The 17,103-nt window shown below is 71.7% G+C and carries 12 protein-coding genes and 1 pseudogene; 9 read left to right on the forward strand and 4 right to left on the reverse strand.

Annotation, left to right across the window (positions count from 1 at the left end; genetic code table 11):
• Positions 1–206: hypothetical protein (locus ACZYZ9_RS04110; RefSeq protein ID WP_463824953.1), on the reverse strand; the 206-nt coding region annotated here is incomplete at its 3' end.
• 45 nt (positions 207–251) lie between these two features.
• Here ACZYZ9_RS04110 and ACZYZ9_RS04115 point away from each other — a divergent pair.
• From ACZYZ9_RS04115 to pdxT, 4 genes and pseudogenes are all read left to right on the forward strand, one after another.
• Positions 252–507, forward strand: a pseudogene (locus ACZYZ9_RS04115) (IS481 family transposase); the annotation flags it as partial.
• Between the two features lie 209 nt (positions 508–716).
• A complete protein-coding gene (gene pdxS / locus ACZYZ9_RS04120; protein WP_463824954.1) occupies positions 717–1,619 on the forward strand; it encodes a pyridoxal 5'-phosphate synthase lyase subunit PdxS in 903 nt (300 codons plus the stop codon).
• Between the two features lie 9 nt (positions 1,620–1,628).
• Complete coding sequence (gene tesB / locus ACZYZ9_RS04125) at positions 1,629–2,465, forward strand: acyl-CoA thioesterase II (RefSeq protein ID WP_463824955.1); 837 nt, start codon at positions 1,629–1,631, stop codon at positions 2,463–2,465.
• Positions 2,462–3,058, forward strand: a complete 597-nt coding sequence (gene pdxT, locus ACZYZ9_RS04130; RefSeq protein ID WP_463824956.1) for a pyridoxal 5'-phosphate synthase glutaminase subunit PdxT — start codon at positions 2,462–2,464, stop codon at positions 3,056–3,058. The genes tesB and pdxT overlap by 4 nt, the downstream gene beginning before the upstream one ends.
• Positions 3,059–3,156: 98 nt before the next feature.
• Here pdxT and ACZYZ9_RS04135 read toward each other — a convergent pair whose 3' ends face one another.
• The gene (locus ACZYZ9_RS04135; protein WP_463824957.1) at positions 3,157–7,215 is read right to left on the reverse strand and encodes a PE family protein; all 4,059 of its coding nucleotides are present in this window, start codon (positions 7,213–7,215) and stop codon (positions 3,157–3,159) included.
• A gap of 276 nt (positions 7,216–7,491) precedes the next feature.
• Between ACZYZ9_RS04135 and ACZYZ9_RS04140 the strand changes: the two genes are divergently transcribed.
• Positions 7,492–8,247, forward strand: a complete 756-nt coding sequence (locus ACZYZ9_RS04140) for a YebC/PmpR family DNA-binding transcriptional regulator (RefSeq protein WP_463824958.1) — start codon at positions 7,492–7,494, stop codon at positions 8,245–8,247.
• 6 nt (positions 8,248–8,253) lie between these two features.
• Here the strand turns inward: ACZYZ9_RS04140 and ACZYZ9_RS04145 are convergent, their stop codons facing one another.
• Positions 8,254–8,748, reverse strand: coding sequence for a DUF2617 family protein (locus ACZYZ9_RS04145; RefSeq protein ID WP_463824959.1), 495 nt, complete (start codon positions 8,746–8,748; stop codon positions 8,254–8,256).
• 94 nt (positions 8,749–8,842) lie between these two features.
• Here ACZYZ9_RS04145 and ruvC point away from each other — a divergent pair, with 94 nt between their 5' ends.
• The 4 genes from ruvC to ACZYZ9_RS04165 are packed head-to-tail and all read left to right on the forward strand — an operon-like array spanning position 8,843 to position 11,419.
• Positions 8,843–9,397, forward strand: coding sequence for a crossover junction endodeoxyribonuclease RuvC (ruvC, locus tag ACZYZ9_RS04150; RefSeq protein WP_463825431.1), 555 nt, complete (start codon positions 8,843–8,845; stop codon positions 9,395–9,397).
• Positions 9,394–9,984, forward strand: coding sequence for a Holliday junction branch migration protein RuvA (ruvA, locus tag ACZYZ9_RS04155; RefSeq protein WP_463824960.1), 591 nt, complete (start codon positions 9,394–9,396; stop codon positions 9,982–9,984). The genes ruvC and ruvA overlap by 4 nt, the downstream gene beginning before the upstream one ends.
• Positions 9,981–11,018: a Holliday junction branch migration DNA helicase RuvB gene (ruvB, locus tag ACZYZ9_RS04160; protein ID WP_463824961.1), complete on the forward strand. Its 1,038-nt coding sequence runs from the start codon at positions 9,981–9,983 to the stop codon at positions 11,016–11,018. The genes ruvA and ruvB overlap by 4 nt, the downstream gene beginning before the upstream one ends.
• Before the next feature lie 11 nt (positions 11,019–11,029).
• The gene (locus tag ACZYZ9_RS04165; RefSeq protein WP_463824962.1) at positions 11,030–11,419 is read left to right on the forward strand and encodes a DUF1304 domain-containing protein; all 390 of its coding nucleotides are present in this window, start codon (positions 11,030–11,032) and stop codon (positions 11,417–11,419) included.
• Between the two features lie 42 nt (positions 11,420–11,461).
• On the opposite strand, the gene ACZYZ9_RS04170 is transcribed toward ACZYZ9_RS04165, so the two are convergent.
• On the reverse strand, positions 11,462–16,240 hold the full coding sequence (locus tag ACZYZ9_RS04170; protein WP_463824963.1) for a PE family protein: 4,779 nt from the start codon (positions 16,238–16,240) through the stop codon (positions 11,462–11,464).
• Positions 16,241–17,103 lie beyond the last annotated feature (863 nt).

Here is a 17,103-nt window from a genome sequence, read left to right on the forward strand (position 1 = left end):
AACTCCCCGATGGCCATCAACTGTGCCGCGGCGGCCTGGCTTTCCATCCGCTGACCGGCCCGGATCGCCTCGATCCAGCCCCGAGATTGCTCGGTCGGCGTTTTCAGGACGTGGTGCCACACCTTGGTCATGTCATCGATCCAGGCCCAATACAGCGACGGGTCCTCCCGAGGCGGCGGCGCCTCATCACACAACTGCTCGAACATACGTTCGATTATAGCAAATTCTGCTGACTTAGACTTCTGTGATGTCTCGGGACCATCTTCCGCGAGGCAGGCGTGGCTCGACTGGAACCGAAGAAGAAGCCTCGGGTCGGCGTGGCGGCGGTTCGCCTATCCGGCCCCGAATGCGTGCTGACTACTCGACGGCACCGAGTACGTTCTGACCGGCGGACGCACGCGCGTGATCCTGCAGCTCATCGACGACCACTCTCGCTTTGCCGTCGCCTGGCAGGTGGCGTGGGGTGAGACCGCCCAAGCCGTCATCGCCGTCTTCGTCAAGGCGGTCATCAACCGTCACCGATGTCTTGATATAGAACTGACACCGATGTCCTGAGACATCACACTCACTCAAACTTTCTGGCCGAGCTTTGTGGGTAGGTGGTAGATGAAGCCCGGCCCGAATCCGCCGAACGCGGGTGACGCAGCCCCGCAGCGGGAAACCGACTTGTCGCGGACCACTAGACTGGACCCCTGAATCGAGAGTCGAGGAGAGTAGTGGAGACCCAGCAGAACGGGGCCCAAACCGGAACCGCCCGGGTGAAACGGGGCATGGCAGAGATGCTCAAGGGCGGCGTCATCATGGATGTCGTCACCCCAGAGCAGGCCCGGATTGCCGAAGGCGCCGGCGCCGTCGCAGTGATGGCGCTGGAACGGGTACCCGCGGACATCCGCGCCCAGGGTGGGGTATCGCGGATGAGTGACCCCGACATGATCGAGGGCATCATCGATGCGGTCACCATTCCGGTGATGGCCAAGGCCCGGATCGGGCACTTCGTCGAGGCGCAGATACTGCAGAGCCTCGGGGTGGATTATGTCGATGAATCCGAGGTGCTTACCCCGGCCGACTACACCCATCACATCGACAAGTGGAACTTCACCGTGCCGTTCGTGTGCGGTGCCACCAATCTGGGCGAGGCGTTGCGACGCATCACCGAGGGTGCGGCGATGATCCGATCCAAGGGCGAGGCCGGCACCGGCGACGTCTCCAACGCGACCACGCACATGCGCGCCATAGGCGGTGAGATCCGTCGGCTCACCTCGTTGTCTGAAGACGAATTGTTCGTTGCCGCAAAGGAATTGCAGGCGCCCTACGATCTCGTCGTGGAGGTCGCCCGCGCCGGCAAGCTGCCGGTCACGCTGTTCACCGCCGGCGGCATCGCGACCCCGGCCGACGCCGCGATGATGATGCAACTCGGCGCCGAGGGCGTGTTCGTCGGCTCGGGGATCTTCAAGTCCGGCGATCCGGCCCAGCGGGCCGCGGCGATCGTCAAGGCCACCACCTTCTATGACGATCCTGACGTGCTGGCCAAGGTGTCGCGCGGCTTGGGCGAAGCGATGGTCGGCATCAACGTGGAGGAGATCGCGGAGCCGCATCGCCTGGCCCAACGCGGCTGGTAAGAACTATCCGTGGCGATCGAAGAGATCCTCGATCTCGAGCAGCTCGAGGTCAACATCTACCGCGGTAGCGTGTTCAGCCCGGAATCGGGATTTTTGCAGCGCACCTTCGGCGGTCATGTGGCCGGTCAGTCGCTGGTCTCGGCGGTGCGCACGGTCGACCCGCGCTACCAGGTCCACTCGCTGCACGGCTATTTCCTGCGCCCGGGAGACGCCAAGGAACGCACGGTCTTCATCGTCGAGCGGACCCGCGACGGGGGGTCGTTCGCTACCAGGCGGGTCAACGCGATCCAGCACGGCGAGATCATCTTCAGCATGGGTGCGTCGTTCCAGACCGACCAGGAAGGCATCAACCATCAGGACGCCATGCCTGCGGCGCCGCCACCGGATGGACTGCCCGGCCTGAACTCGGTGAAGGTATTCGACGACGCGGGGTTCAAGCAGTTCGAGGAGTGGGACGTCTGCATCGTGCCGCGGGAGAACCTGAAGCTGTTGCCCGGCAAGGCTTCCCAGCAGCAAGTGTGGTTCCGGCACCGCGACCCGCTGCCCGACGACCCGGTGCTGCACATCTGTGCGCTGGCCTACATGAGCGACCTGACCCTGCTGGGCTCGGCGCAGGTCAACCATATGGAGGAACGCCAGCACCTGCAGGTGTCGTCGCTGGATCATGCGATGTGGTTCATGCGGGCATTCCGCGCTGACGAATGGCTGCTCTACGATCAGTCCTCGCCGTCGGCCGGCGGGGGCCGCGCGCTGTGCCAGGGCAAGATCTTCAACCAGAGCGGCGAGATGGTGGCCGCGGTGATGCAGGAGGGGCTGACCCGCTTCAAGCGTGACTACCGGTCGTGAGCCCACCGCGGATCGGGGTGCTTGCGCTGCAGGGCGACACCCGCGAACATCTGGCCGCCCTGCGTGAAGCCGGCGCCGACGCGCTGACGGTGCGCCGCCGCGCCGAACTCGACGCGGTGGACGGGCTGGTGCTTCCGGGTGGGGAGTCCACCGCAATGAGCCATCTGTTGCGTGATTTCGACCTGCTCGAGCCGTTGCGCGCGCGGCTGGCCGACGGGCTGCCGGCGTACGGGGCGTGCGCCGGAATGATCCTGTTGGCCACCGAGATTCTCGATGCCGGAGCCGACGGCCGCGCCGCGCTGCCGTTGCGGGGGATCGATATGACGGTGCGGCGCAACGCCTTTGGACGTCAGGTCGATTCATTCGAAGGTGATATCCCGTTCGAGGGGTTGGATTCTGCGGTACGTGCCGTGTTTATCCGGGCACCCTGGGTCGAGCGGATCGGCTCGGGCGTGCGGGTGCTGGCCCGAGCGGCCGGGCACATCGTGGCGGTACGCCAAGGTGCGGTGCTGGCGACGGCGTTCCACCCGGAGATGACGGGAGACCGGCGGGTGCATCGGTTGTTCGTCGAAATGGTCGAGGGCCGCCACTAGGTTCAGAGCACCGGCCGCATGATTCACACGACTCGAAGAGCGGCATCGCCGCAGCGGCAACCCCAGCCGACGACTACGCGGCGGATAAATCGACCGGACTACGGGGTTCCATCGATGCCGGGCGAGCCGGGTGGTGTACCGGCGCCCGCAGCTCCACCGCTGCCGCCAACGGCGTTGGCGGGGTTGCCGAAGTTGGTTGCGTTGCCGCCGTCGCCGCCGTCGCCGCCCGCGCCCGCGCTGCCGGTCCCGCCGTTGCCTCCGGCGCCCGCTGTGGCGGTCACCGTGGACGCCGCGTTGTTGATGATCGCCGCACCGCCATTGCCGCCGTCACCGCCGGTGGCCCCGTTGGTCCCGGCGGCCCCGTCACCGCCGGTGGCGGTGCCCAAACCCTCGGTGTATGCGTAGCCGCCGTTGCCGCCGTTGCCGCCGCCGGTAGTCCCGGTGCCGCCTGCCGCGCCGTTGGCGCCGACGGCGTTGACCACCGAGCCGTTATTACGAATGATCGTCGAGCCGCCGTCGCCACCGTCGCCGCCGCGCCCGGCGGTGCCGGTGCCGCCTACCCCGCCCGCACCCGCGTTGACCTGCCCGGACCCGCGGGCTTCGGCGTAGCCGCCGTTGCCGCCGTTGCCGCCGGTGGCCCCGCTGGTCCCGGCGGCCCCGTTACCGCCGGTCGCGGTGCCTGACCCGGCGGTGCTCGCGTTGCCGCCGTTGCCGCCGTGGCCGCTACCGGTGGTGCCGGTGCCGCCTGCCGCGCCGTTGGCACCGGCCACGTTGAGCGCCGACGCGCTGTTGAGGATGGTCGCCGAGCCGCCGTTGCCGCCGTTGCCGCCGCGCCCGGCGGTGCCGGTGCCGCCTACCCCGCCCGCACCCGCGGTGGCCTGTCCGGACCCTTGGGTCTCCGCGTTGCCCCCGTTGCCGCCGTTGCCGCCGGTGGCCCCGCTGGTCCCCGCGGCCCCGTTCCCGCCGGTGGCGGTGCCTGACCCGGTGGTGAACGCGTTGCCACCGTCGCCACCGTTGCCGCCGCCGGTGGTGCCGGTGCCACCCGCGGCGCCGTTGGCGCCGGCCGCGTTCAGCGCCGAGGCGCTGCTGGTGATGACCGCCGAGCCGCCGTTGCCGCCGTTGCCGCCGCGCCCGGCGGTGCCGGTGCCGCCCACCCCGCCCGCACCCGCGGTGGCCTGCCCGGACCCGGAGGTCGTGGCGCTACCGCCGTTGCCGCCGTTGCCGCCGGTGGCCCCGCTTGTCCCGGTGGCCCCGTTCCCGCCGGTGGCGGTGCCTGACCCATCGGTGAACGCGTCGCCGCCGTTGCCGCCGTGGCCGCTACCGGTGGTGCCGGTACCGCCGGCGGCGCCATTGGCACCGACCGCATTGGCCGCCGACGCGCTGTTGAAGATGGACGCCGCACCGCCGTCGCCGCCGTTACCGCCGCGCCCGGCGGTGCCGGTGCCACCCAGCCCGCCCGCACCGGCGTTCACCTGCCCGGACCCGAAGGTCGTGGCGCTACCACCGTTGCCGCCGTTGCCGCCGGTGGCCCCGCTGGTCCCGGTGGCCCCGTCGCCGCCGGTGGCGGTGCCTGACCCGGAGGTGGACGCGTGGCCGCCGTTGCCGCCGTTGCCCCCGCCGGCGGTGCCGGTGCCGCCCGCTGCGCCGTTGGCGCCGACCACATCGGCCGCCGACCCAGCGTTGAAGATGGACGCCGAGCCGCCGTCGCCGCCGTTACCGCCGCGCCCGGCGCTGCCGGTACCACCCACCCCGCCAGCACCCGCGGTGACCTGCCCGGACCCGCTGGCTCTGGCGTCGCCGCCGTTGCCGCCGTCACCGCCGGTGGCCCCGCTGGTCCCGGCGGCCCCATTACCGCCGGTGGCGGAGCCCGACCCGGAGGTGAACGCGTAGCCGCCATTGCCACCGTCGCCCCCGCCGGTGGTGCCGACACCGCCAGCGGCGCCGTTGGCGCCGACCACGTTCAGCGCCGACCCGCCGTCGTAGATGGCCGCCGCGCCGCCGTTGCCGCCGTTGCCGCCGCGCCCGGCGGTCCCGGTACCGCCCACCCCGCCCGCACCCGCGGTGACCTGACCGGACCCGTAGGCCTCGGCGTTGCCACCTCTGCCGCCGTTGCCGCCGGTGGCCCCGCTGGCCCCAGCCGCCCCGTCGCCGCCGGTGGCCGTGCCCGACCCTAAGGTGGTCGCGTTGCCGCCCTTGCCGCCGTCGCCGCCGCCAGTGGTCCCGGTACCACCCGCCGCGCCGTTGGCGCCGACCGCGTTGCCTGCCGACCCGCCGTTGAAGATGGCCGCCGAGCCGCCGTCGCCGCCGTTGCCGCCGCGCCCGGCGCTGCCGGTACCACCCTCCCCGCCCGCACCCGCGGTGACCTGCCCGAATCCGGACGTCGTGGCGGTGCCACCGGCGCCGCCATCGCCGCCGGTGGCACCGTTGGTCCCGGCCGCACCGTCACCGCCGGTGACCGTGCCCGACCCTGTGGTGTACGCGCTGCCGCCGTTGCCGCCGTTGCCGCCGCCGGTCGTGCCGGTACCACCCGCCGCGCCGTTGGCTCCGACGACGTTGACCGCCGACCCGGCGTTGTAGATGGACGCCGAGCCGCCGTCGCCGCCGTTGCCGCCGCGCCCGGCGCTGCCGGTACCACCCACCCCGCCAGCACCTGCGTTGGCCTGCGCCGACACCCCGTGGGCCTCGGCGTAGCCGCCGGCGCCGCCGTTGCCGCCGGTGGTCCCGCTCGTGCCGGCGCCGCCGGAACCGCCGGTGGCATCACCCGATCCGTAGTTGTTCGCGTCGCCGCCCCTGCCGCCGTCACCGCCGGCGCCGCCGACACCGGGCGTCCCGCCCTGGCCACCATCGCCACCGGTCACGGCAGCCGCAGTAGTCAGGCTCACCGATCCACCGTCGCCGCCGCGGCCCCCCGCACCCCCGGTCCCCAAAGATCCGCCGGTCCCACCGGTACCTCCCGTACCGGCCGCCCCCCCGGCGCCCGCAGCACCGCCCTGCCCGCCGGTGCCGCCGGTACCGCCGGTCACCCCCGTCGCCGCGCCGTCGGCGCCACGCCCGCCGTCCCCGCCAATACCGCCTTGTCCGCCCGAGCCATTAGTACCCCCGACGCCGCTGTTCCCGCCCGTGCCACCGGCCCCACCCGCGCCTCCGGAAAGCCCGGTAGCACCAGTCCCGTCACCGAGCACACCGCTGGCGTCGGCGCCAATAGCGCCGTTACCGCCGACCCCGCCCTGCCCACCCGTGCCGGCCGCGCCTGCCACACCGCCCCCGGACCCGCCTGCACCACCGGCACCGGCCGCACCCCCGGTGCCCCCGCTGCCCCCGGCACCCCCGGCCGCACCGGCAGCCGAAGCACCGTCACCGCCTAAACCACCCGTACCCCCGCTACCGCCCATGCCGCCGCTACCGCCATTACCAAAGAACAACCCGTGCGCACCACCAGCACCACCCTGGCCACCGGCCCCACCAACAGCCCCAGACACACCTGCCGCGCCACTACCCGCGACCGCTGACGCCCCCGTGCCACCGTTTCCACCCATCCCACCGGCCCCACCGGCCCCGCCCTGACCGAAGAAGAATCCACCCGCACCGCCTGCACCACCATTGCCGCCCGCCGTGCCTGCCACACCCGCTGCACCGTTGGCGCCCGCACCACCGTCGCCACCACGGCCCCCAGTGCCGAACAACCCCGCCGACCCGCCCGCTCCACCGTTTTGCCCGGCCGCCCCCGCCGCACCGCTTCCGCCGTTGCCGAACAACAAGCCACCGTCACCACCGCGACCCCCCGCCGTAGTGGCGCTGGCTCCATCACCGATCAATGGCCGTCCCAGCAACGCCTGCGTGGGCGCATTGATCACCCCGAGGAGCAACTGCTCAATGCTGGCGGCCTCCGCCGCGGCATACGCCTGACCGGCCCCGGCCAAGGTCTGCAAAAACTGCTCATGAAACCCCGCCGCCTGCGCACTCAAGGCCTGATACTGCTGCCCGTGCGCCCCGAACAGGGCCGCGACGAGCGCCGACACCTCATCACCAGCTGCCGCCGCCAACTGCGTCGTGGTCGCCGCGGCCGCAGCGTTCGCTGTCTGCACCGCCGCCCCGATGCCGGACACGTCACCGGCCGCCGCCGCCATCAACTCAGGAACAGCAAACACATACGACATCGACGACCCTCACCTTCACGACACGATCCCCAGGCCCGTCCGGCGATCATTGGCGCGAAGCGTAACCCGTGCATTGCAACCCGTTCGTCAATTTGCTGGAACTGCTTTGTGCGAGTGTCGCGCCGACAATACGAGCGGACACCACCCCACCGATTCAGGGTTACGGGGTAGCGGTTGCGTGGCGGTTGTCCCGGCGGAGGTGGATCAAGCCGGGCGAATCAGGCGCCACGTAGACTCGATGGGCGAACTTTTCAGCGAAAGAGGTAAGTCAGAGTCATGAGCGGCCATTCCAAGTGGGCCACCACCAAGCATCAGAAGGCCGTCAAAGACGCCCGCCGCGGCAAGGAATTTGCCCGGCTGATCAAGAACATCGAGGTCGCCGCCCGCACCGGCGGGGGAGACCCGGCGGGTAACCCGACGTTGTACGACGCCATCCAGAAGGCGAAGAAGACCTCGGTGCCCAACGACAACATTGAACGGGCCCGCAAGCGCGGCGCTGGTGAGGAAGCCGGCGGTGCCGACTATCAGACCATCATGTACGAGGGCTACGGACCCAATGGTGTTGCGGTACTGATCGAATGCCTGACCGACAACCGCAACCGCGCGGCCGGCGAGGTCCGGGTGGCGGTCACCCGCAACGGCGGCAATATGGCCGACCCCGGGTCGGTGTCGTACCTGTTCACTCGCAAGGGCATCGTCACCCTGGAGAAGAACGGCCTCACCGAGGACGACGTGCTGACGGCCGTGCTGGAAGCCGGGGCCGAGGACGTCAACGACCTCGGCGACAGCTTCGAGGTGATCTCCGAACCCACCGACCTGGTCGCGGTACGCACCGCCCTGCAGGAGGCCGGTATCGACTACGAGTCCGCGGAGGCCAGCTTCCAGCCGTCAGTCAGTGTGCCGGTCGACGTGGAGGGCGCCCGCAAGGTGTTCAAACTGGTCGACGCGCTGGAGGACAGCGACGACGTGCAGAACGTGTGGACCAACGTCGATCTGTCCGACGAGGTGCTGGCCGCGCTCGACGAGGAGTAACTGCGGTTAGGGGTGCCACCGGCTCGCGGTGTGCACCACCATCCCGCCGGCCTCGGTGGGGTACAGGTGCCAGGTCCGCCACCGCCATCCGGCGCCGTCGGGCTCGGCGGCCAGTGCCGTCAGTGCGGCGTCGTCACCCGGGAACACCCCGCCCAGCCAGCCGGTTTGACCTGCGCACTGGGTCCGCAGTTCGCGCGCAAGCGCGCGGAATCCGGCTGCGTCATGCCCTTCGATATGTGAGCGCAGGGTGTAGCCGGTTGCTTCGGAGCGCTCGGGCAGATTGCCGCCGGCAGTGCAGGACACCTGCTCGGAGAACCGGAGGCCGCCGTGCTCGGCGACCACGACATGCGACGCGCCCAGCACGCCCAGCAACAACGCCCCGCCGCGCGGATGGTCCAATCGACAGGTCGCCAGCGGGTTGGGGGCGGCCTCGTTGAGTGTCAATCCCAACCGTGCTCCGGATACGTCGGCCGGGGTGACGGCTAGCTGGTGGAGCGGCACGGTTCACAACCTACCCAGCGTGTCCCTGGCCGACGATGTCACCGGCACCGGTTACGCTATCGAACAGCTGTTCGGTGCGACGTGGGGAGCTGTGGTGCGGGTGATGGGCGTCGATCCCGGGTTGACGCGATGCGGGCTGTCCCTGGTGGAGAACGGGCGCGGGCGGCAGATCACCGCGCTGGACGTCGACGTGGTCCGCACCCCGTCGGGCGAGCCGTTGCATCGAAGGCTGCTGGCCATCAGTGACGCAGTCGAGCACTGGCTGGACACCCACCATCCGGACGTGCTGGCCATCGAGCGAGTGTTCTCCCAACACAATGTGTCGACGGTGATGGGCACCGCGCAGGCCGGTGGCGTGATCGCGCTGGCAGCGGCCAAGCGCGACATCGAGGTGCACTTCCACACGCCTTCAGAGGTCAAGGCCGCGGTGACCGGCAACGGCGCCGCCGACAAGGCGCAGGTTACTGCCATGGTCACCAGAATCCTTGCGCTGCAGGCAAAGCCGACGCCGGCCGACGCCGCCGATGCGCTGGCGCTGGCCATCTGCCACTGCTGGCGGGCGCCGATGATTGCGCGGATGGCCGCGGCTGAAGCGCTGGCTGCGGAGCATCGGCGCGCCTACCAGGCCAAGCTGAAGGCCGCCCGATGATCGCGTCGGTGCGCGGTCAGGTGCTCCTCGTGGCGCTGGATCATGCGGTCATCGAGGCGGCCGGCGTCGGGTACCGGGTGAATGCGACGCCGTCGACGCTGGCCACGCTGCGGCAGGGGAGCGAAGCCCGGTTGATCACCGCCATGATTGTGCGGGAAGACTCGATGACCCTGTACGGGTTCTGCGACGGCGAGACCCGGGACCTGTTCCTGACGCTGCTATCGGTGTCCGGGGTGGGGCCGCGCCTGGCGATGGCGACCCTGGCCGTGCATGACGCAGCCACCCTGCGGCAGGCGCTGGCCGACGGTGACGTCACCGCTCTTACCCGGGTGCCCGGCATCGGCAAGCGCAGCGCCGAACGGATGGTGCTGGAGCTGCGCGACAAGATCGGCGCGGTGAGCTCAGCCGGCCCGGCGGCCGCCGCGAACGGCCACGCGGTGCGCGGTCCGGTAGTGGAGGCGTTGATCGGCCTGGGCTTTGCGGCCAAGCAGGCCGAGGAGGCCACCGACAAAGTGCTGGCTGAGCACCGGGAGGCCACCACATCGACGGCCTTGCGGGCTGCGCTGTCGCTGCTGGGCAAGAAATGAGCGACGACTTCGACGAGCGCGACGTGGCCCCGACGCTAGCCGTCGGCGAGGGCGACATCGACGGCAGCCTGCGGCCGCGTTCGCTGCGCGAGTTCATCGGGCAGCCGCGGGTCCGCGAGCAGTTGCAGCTGGTCATCGAGGGTGCCAAGAACCGGGGCGGAACTCCCGATCACATCCTGCTGTCCGGGCCACCCGGATTGGGTAAGACGTCGTTGGCGATGATCATCGCCGCCGAGCTGGGATCCTCGTTGCGCGTCACGTCGGGTCCCGCCCTGGAGCGGGCTGGTGACCTGGCCGCGATGTTGTCCAACCTGGTCGAGCATGACGTGCTGTTCATCGATGAGATCCACCGCATCGCCCGGCCCGCAGAAGAGATGCTCTATCTGGCCATGGAAGACTTCCGGGTCGACGTGGTGGTCGGCAAAGGTCCGGGGGCGACATCCATTCCGCTCGAGGTGGCCCCCTTCACTCTGGTCGGCGCGACCACCCGGTCCGGGGCGCTGACCGGCCCGCTGCGGGACCGGTTCGGTTTCACCGCGCACATGGACTTCTACGAACCCGCCGAGCTGGAACGGGTGCTGACCCGCTCGGCCGGAATCCTGGGCATCGAGTTGGGCCGCGAGGCCGGTGCGGAGATCGCGCGCCGCTCGCGCGGGACGCCGCGGATCGCCAACCGGCTGTTGCGCCGGGTCCGCGACTACGCCGAAGTGCGCGCCGACGGTGTCATCACCCGCGATGTCGCCAAGGCGGCGCTGGAGGTGTACGACGTCGACGAACTGGGCCTGGACCGGCTCGACCGGGCGGTGTTGTCGGCGCTGACCCGCAGCTTCGGCGGCGGGCCGGTCGGGGTGTCCACGCTGGCGGTGGCGGTCGGCGAGGAGGCCGCGACGGTGGAGGAGGTGTGCGAGCCTTTCCTGGTACGCGCGGGCATGGTGGCACGGACACCACGCGGCCGGGTAGCGACCGCGAAAGCCTGGACGCACCTGGGCATGACGCCACCGGCGGGAGTCAACCAGCCTGGACTGTTCGACTAGGAGGACGTGAGATGGTCACTGCCGCTCTGGTTTTCGCCGCTCTGGCTGCGGTGCTGCACGTGTACATCTGGACCATGGAGTCGTTCACCTGGACGTCGAAACGCACCCGCGCGACCTTCGGCACCACCGCGGAGGAAGCCGAAACCACCAAGCTGCTGGCGTTCAACCAGGGCTTCTACAACCTGTTTCTGGCCGTCGTCGCCGGTGTCGGCATCGTCTTGGTGCTGCTGGATCGCCGGGTCCCTGGCGCCGCGTTGATTTTCGCGGGCGTGGGGTCGATGGCGGCCGCTGCGGTGGTGCTGCTGATCTCGGCGCGCAATAAGGCGCGGGCGGCGGTGACTCAGGGTTTATTCCCGGTGATCGCGCTCGGCCTCCTGGCAGCCTCGGTCGCGCATCCCTAGCGGAGTGTCTGCAGGTCTCGCCGTAAGGGTGGCCAGCCGGGGTCAGCTGGACCGCCCGGGGAGACCGGCGGTGGTTTCGGTGGGGCCGTACGCGTAGCCATTACCTCCGCCGCCTCCCATGCCCGGTCTGGTGCCGCCGTTGCCTCCATAAAGGTTGAAGCTATCAGCGGCACCCACTCCGCCCTCCCCGCTCTTCGACCCGGTTTCTGCGCCGCCGTGACCATTGCCGCCGGGCGCACCGACTGCGGGTGGCACACCCTGAACCCACCCTGCCGCACCGCCGCCGCCTCCGCCGCCGTTGCCGCTAGCAGCCCCGGCCCCACCGCTGCCGCCGACGCCGCCCATAGAGAGCTGGTAGGTGGCGTTTCCACCGTGGCCACCGTTTCCTGCGACACCGCCGGGACCTCCGGCCGCGCCACCTCCACCGCCACCTCCTGCGTATGCTCCGTTGCCGGCCGACGCGCCGGCGCCGCCGCCGCCGCCGCCCCCGCCATTTCCGCCAGTGGTGCCGGTGGCGGTCCCACCTCCACCGCCGCCTCCGCCGCTGCCCCCACCGGCAAGAGCGTTGGTGGCCGAGTTGAGGGCCGGTCCGCCGGTACCGCCACCGCCGCCCTTGCCTCCGGTTCCTCCGATTGCGGAGCCGCCTCCGCCATTGCCACCGTCCCCGCCGGCGCCACCGCCGCCGGCGCCGCCCCCGGATGCGAAACCGAACGCGGTGGCGGTGTTCGAGCCGCCGTTGCCTCCGTTGCCGCCTTGGCCGCCGTTGCCGCCGTTGCCGCCCAGGGTGTTACCGGCGCCGGGTGTTCCGCCGTCGCCGCCTCTGCCGCCGTTGCCGCCCATGCCACCGCGGGCGCTGGCGGTGCCGGTGGTGCCGGTGTTTTGGCCGCCGTTGCCGCCGTCGCCGCCTTGGCCGCCGTTGCCGCCTTGGCCGCCGTTGCCGCCGCCGGTGCCGTTGATGCCGTCGCCGCCGGTGCCGCCTTTACCGCCTTGGCCGCCGGTGCCGGCGTTGCCGCCGGCGGTGGGGGTGGTTGCGGTGGTTCCGGTGGTGCCGGCGGCGCCTTGGCCGCCGTCGCCGCCTTGGCCGCCGTTGCCGCCGGTGCCGTTGGAGCCGGTGGTGGCGTTGTCGGGGGCGGCGCCGGCTGCGCCGGCTTTGCCGCCGGTGCCGCCTTGGCCTCCGGTGGCGCCGGCGCCGCTGGTGGTGCCGGTGTTGGTGCCGCCCAGGCCGCCGGTGCCTCCTTGACCGCCGTTGCCGCCGTTGCCGGCTTGGCCGCCGCCGACGCCGCCGATTCCGGCTCCTGCGGCACCGCCTTGGCCGCCGGCACCGCCCTGGCCGCCCTGGCCGCCGGCCTCGGGTGTGGCGCTGGAGGCGCCGGTGGTGCCGGTGGCTCCCTTGCCGCCGTTGGCGCCGTTGCCGCCGTTGCCGCCGGCGCCGATGGCGCCGTTGGTGCCGCCGTGGGTGCCGGTGCCGGCAGCGCCGGCGCCGCCGCCGTTACCGCCGTTGCCGCCGCGAGCGCCGGCGCCTCCGGTGGTGCCGGTGTTGTCGCCGCCGTTCCTACCGTCACCGCCGTTGCCGCCTTGACCGCCGTTGCCGCCGTTGCCGCCGCCGGTTTGGCCGATCCCGGCGCCGCCGTCACCGCCGGCGCCGCCTTGACCGCCGTTGCCGCCGTTGCCGCCGTCGGTGGGCGAGGTCCCGGAGGTGGCGGTGATTCCGTTGGCCCCGTTGCCGCCATGGCCGCCGTTACCGCCCTGGCCGCCGGTACCGATGGCACCGTCGGCGCCGCCGTGGGTGCCGGTCCCGGCGGCTCCGGCGTCACCGCCGGTGCCACCCTTGCCGCCGACGGCGCCCGCACCGCCGGCAGCGCCGGTGTTGTTGCCGCCGTTGCTGCCCTGGCCGCCGGTGCCGCCGATACCGCCCTGGCCGCCGTTACCGCCACCGGTGTTGTCGATACCCACACCACCGGCACCGCCGGCGCCGCCGGCGCCGCCCTGGCCGCCCTGGTTGCCCGGCGCCGGGGAGATGCCCGCCTTAGCCGGCGCTCCCGCAGCGCCCCCGCCGCCGTTACCGCCTAGGCCGCCGTTGCCGCCGGTGCCGTTGCTGCCAGCCACACCGTTGTCGACCGTTTTGCCGGCCGCGCCGGCATCCCCGCCGGTGCCGCCCTGACCACCCTGACCACCCATACCGCCGCCGGTGGCGCCGGTGGTGGTGGTGCCGGTGTGGGTGCCACCCAGGCCGCCGCCACCACCTTGACCGCCGCTGCCGCCGTCACCGGCCTGCCCGCCGCCCACACCGCCGATTCCGGCTCCTGCGGCACCGCCTTGGCCGCCGGCACCGCCCTGGCCGCCCTGGCCGCCGGCCTCGGGTGTGGCGCTGGAGGCGCCGGTGGTGCCGGTGGCTCCCTTGCCGCCGTTGGCGCCGTTGCCGCCGTTGCCGCCGGCGCCGATGGCGCCGTTGGTGCCGCCGTCGGTTCCGGTGCCGGCAGCGCCGGCGCCGCCGCCGCCGCCGCCGTTGCCGCCTTTGGCACCGGCACCTCCGGTGGTGCCGGTGTTGTCACCGCCGTTCCTACCGTCACCGCCGTTGCCGCCTAGACCGCCGTTGCCGCCGTTGCCGCCGCCGGTTTGGCCGATCCCGGCGCCGCCGTCACCGCCGGCGCCGCCGTCACCGCCGTTGCCGCCGTTGCCACCGTCGGTGGGCGAGGTCCCGGAGGTGGCGGTGATTCCGTTGGCCCCGTTGCCGCCATGGCCGCCGTTACCGCCCTGGCCGCCGGTACCGATGGCACCGTCGGCGCCGCCGTGGGTGCCGGTCCCGGCGGCCCCAGCGTCACCGCCGGTGCCACCCTTGCCGCCGACGGCACCCGCACCACCACCAGCGCCGGTGTTGTTGCCGCCGTTGCTGCCCTGGCCGCCGGTCCCGCCGATACCGCCCTGGCCGCCGTTACCGCCACCGGTGTTGTCGATACCCACACCACCGGCACCGCCGCCACCGCCGGCACCGCCCTGGCCGCCCTGGTTGCCCGGCGCCGGGGAGATGCCCGCCTTAGCCGGCGCTCCCGCAGCGCCACCGCCACCGTTACCGCCCAGGCCGCCCTGGCCTCCGGTGCCGTTGCTGCCAGCCACACCGTTGTCGACCGTTTTGCCGGCCGCGCCGGCATCCCCGCCGGTGCCGCCCTGACCACCCTGACCACCCATACCGCCGCCGGTGGCACCGGTGGTGGTGGTGCCGGTGTTCGAACCCCCGAGGCCGCCGCCACCACCTTGGCCGCCGCTACCGCCGTCACCGGCCTGCCCGCCGCCGACACCGCCGATGCCTTTGCCGCCGTCGCCGCCGCCACCACCGGCACCGCCCTGGCCGCCCTGAGCACCGGGGGAGGGGGCCAGGAGGTCGTCGTTGCCGTTGACTCCGGTGGCGCCGCGGCCGCCGTCACCGCCCGCACCGCCCCGCCCGCCGCCGCCGTGGGCGCCGTCGGCGCCGCCCTGGACACCTTGGCCGCCGGCCCCGGCATCGCCGCCGGCGCCGCCCTGGCCGCCGTCGGCGCCTTTGCCGCCGCCGCTGGCTCCGGTGGTGGTGGTCCCGGTGTGGGTGCCGCCCGTACCACCATCACCACCGGCCCCGCCGATACCGCCGGTGCCGCCGTTACCGCCGCCGACCCCGTTGATCCCGGCGCCGCCGTTACCGCCCTGGCCTCCGGCCCCGCCCTGCCAACCCGCGGTGCCCGCGGTGGGGACAGTCGAGGAGAGCCCGGTGGTCCCGAGATCGCCGCGCCCGCCGGTGCCCCCGGTACCGCCGGTCCCGCCGCTGCCCGCGCCGCCGCTATGACCGTGGGTGCCGAACACTCCGCCCGATCCAGCGGCCCCGCCCAGCCCCGCACCGCCACCGGTGCCGCCGGTACCGCCGGTGCCGCCCTCGATCTGGTAACCGAGACCGCTACCGCCCTCACCGCCCATGCCGCCGGTCCCGCCGATCCCCCCGACACCGCCAGACCCCCCAGCGCTGAACAACCCGTAGGCCGAACCGCCGTCCCCACCAAGACCCCCGGTGCCCCCGTTAAAACCCAGACCGCCCTTACCGGCGCTCAGACCACCACCAGCGGTCCCGGTCTGACCGGTACCGCCTTGTCCGCCGATCCCGCCAGCACCGCCATCACCAGCCCCCCCACCGAACAGGGCCCGCCCAGCCCCACCAGCACCCCCGGTGCCACCCGCTCCGCCCACACCGCCAAAGCCATCTCCGCCGCTACCGCCCACCCCGCCGACCCCGCCGAACCCGGCCAACCAACCCCCGGACCCGCCGGCACCACCGGTGGCGCCGATCCCACCCGCCACCCCGGTGCCGCCCCTACCGCCGGCCCCACCATTGCCCCACAAACCCGCATCACCACCCCGACCACCGGCCTGCCCCACCGCACCCGAGCCGCCGGCCCCACCGTTGCCCCACAAAATCCCGCCATCGCCCCCCGCCTGGCCGGTGCCCGCCGCCCCATTGGCCCCATCACCGATCAACGGCCGACCCAGCAACGTGTTCGTCGGGGCATTGATCACCCCCCACACACCCTGCTCCAACACCTGCAACGGCGAAACATTCACCACCTCCGCAGCCCCATAGGCCGCCCCCGCACCACTCAACGCCGCCACGAACCGCTCATGAAACACCCCCACCTGCACACTGAGGGCCTGATACTCCGCACCGAAAGTGCCGAACAACCGCGCCACCGCCGCCGACACCTCATCACCGGCCAACGGCGCCACCCCCACCGTCGCCGGCCCCGCCGCCAACGCCGCCGCCCGCACCACCTCCCCAAGACGACCCAACTCACCCGCCGCCACAGAAACACCCTCAACCGAAGCAACCACAAACGACGACAATTCAGGTCCTCTCCCAAAGACACCACAACGCGAATTCGCGAGAAACGCTACACGCGACACACCCTCACCACAGCCAATGCCAGAAATTGAAAGAAATGTCGTATTGAGCGTTTGCGGCATGTTACGAGTCGTTCATCAGTGCTGGCGAATGAGTTGGACTCGGATGACGTCCCGAACGCCGATGTACTGGCCTTAGCTGCAGTTGTCTTTCAATACACGAACAAATCAGAATACGTGGGTGAATTAATTAAGTTGGGCGCAGCACGGACCGGGGTGATCACCGCGCCACGGCGCAAGGCCGCAGCGCCGACGCAACGGGTTCTCAAGGCAGACAGAGCGTTACGACAGGGGCATGCCTGCTGAATGAGCGGTCGTCGCGCAATGTGGGTGGGCGCCGGTTCGAGGTCGAAACTTCGCGGTGGTGGCAGCGGGGCGTAGGCGAGTAGTCCCCAATTAATAGTGAACGCGACTCGCCGATCCCAAGAAACGTCCACGGTTCAACCACCCAGCGACGCGTTAGCCTGTGCTGCAACAGTCAGCACAATCAGCGGTTTCCCGTATTGAGGCCGCACGACCTGCCTTACCTACCTGACCGCAATATTTGAATTTCATTCGAGTCTGCCAAAAGGTCGCAGTCTCACATGTAGCGCGACGGCGTCCGTTGTGTATGTGGCAGAGAGCAGAGATGGTGCTGTTGCGCGACCGGCGGTTAGTCGGATGGCGGCCACGGAGGAGAACAGCCTGGGGCCGCGCAGATGCAGCGGGTCCTGTCGCTTGAGCGACTAGGCGTCCGGGTACCCACCCAGGTACCTACCGAGGGAGAT

The organism is Mycobacterium sp. IDUB_28 (assembly GCF_055419285.1).

What these genes read in the sequence shown, in the direction of transcription:
- ruvB (WP_463824961.1), top strand. Translation starts at nt 9,981, where the DNA reads ATGAGCGACGACTTCGACGAGCGCGACGTGGCCCCGACGCTAGCCGTC.
- ACZYZ9_RS04165 (WP_463824962.1), top strand. Translation starts at nt 11,030, where the DNA reads ATGGTCACTGCCGCTCTGGTTTTCGCCGCTCTGGCTGCGGTGCTGCAC.
- ruvA (WP_463824960.1), top strand. Translation starts at nt 9,394, where the DNA reads ATGATCGCGTCGGTGCGCGGTCAGGTGCTCCTCGTGGCGCTGGATCAT.
- ACZYZ9_RS04135 (WP_463824957.1), bottom strand. Translation starts at nt 7,215, where the DNA reads ATGTCGTATGTGTTTGCTGTTCCTGAGTTGATGGCGGCGGCGGCCGGT.
- ACZYZ9_RS04140 (WP_463824958.1), top strand. Translation starts at nt 7,492, where the DNA reads ATGAGCGGCCATTCCAAGTGGGCCACCACCAAGCATCAGAAGGCCGTC.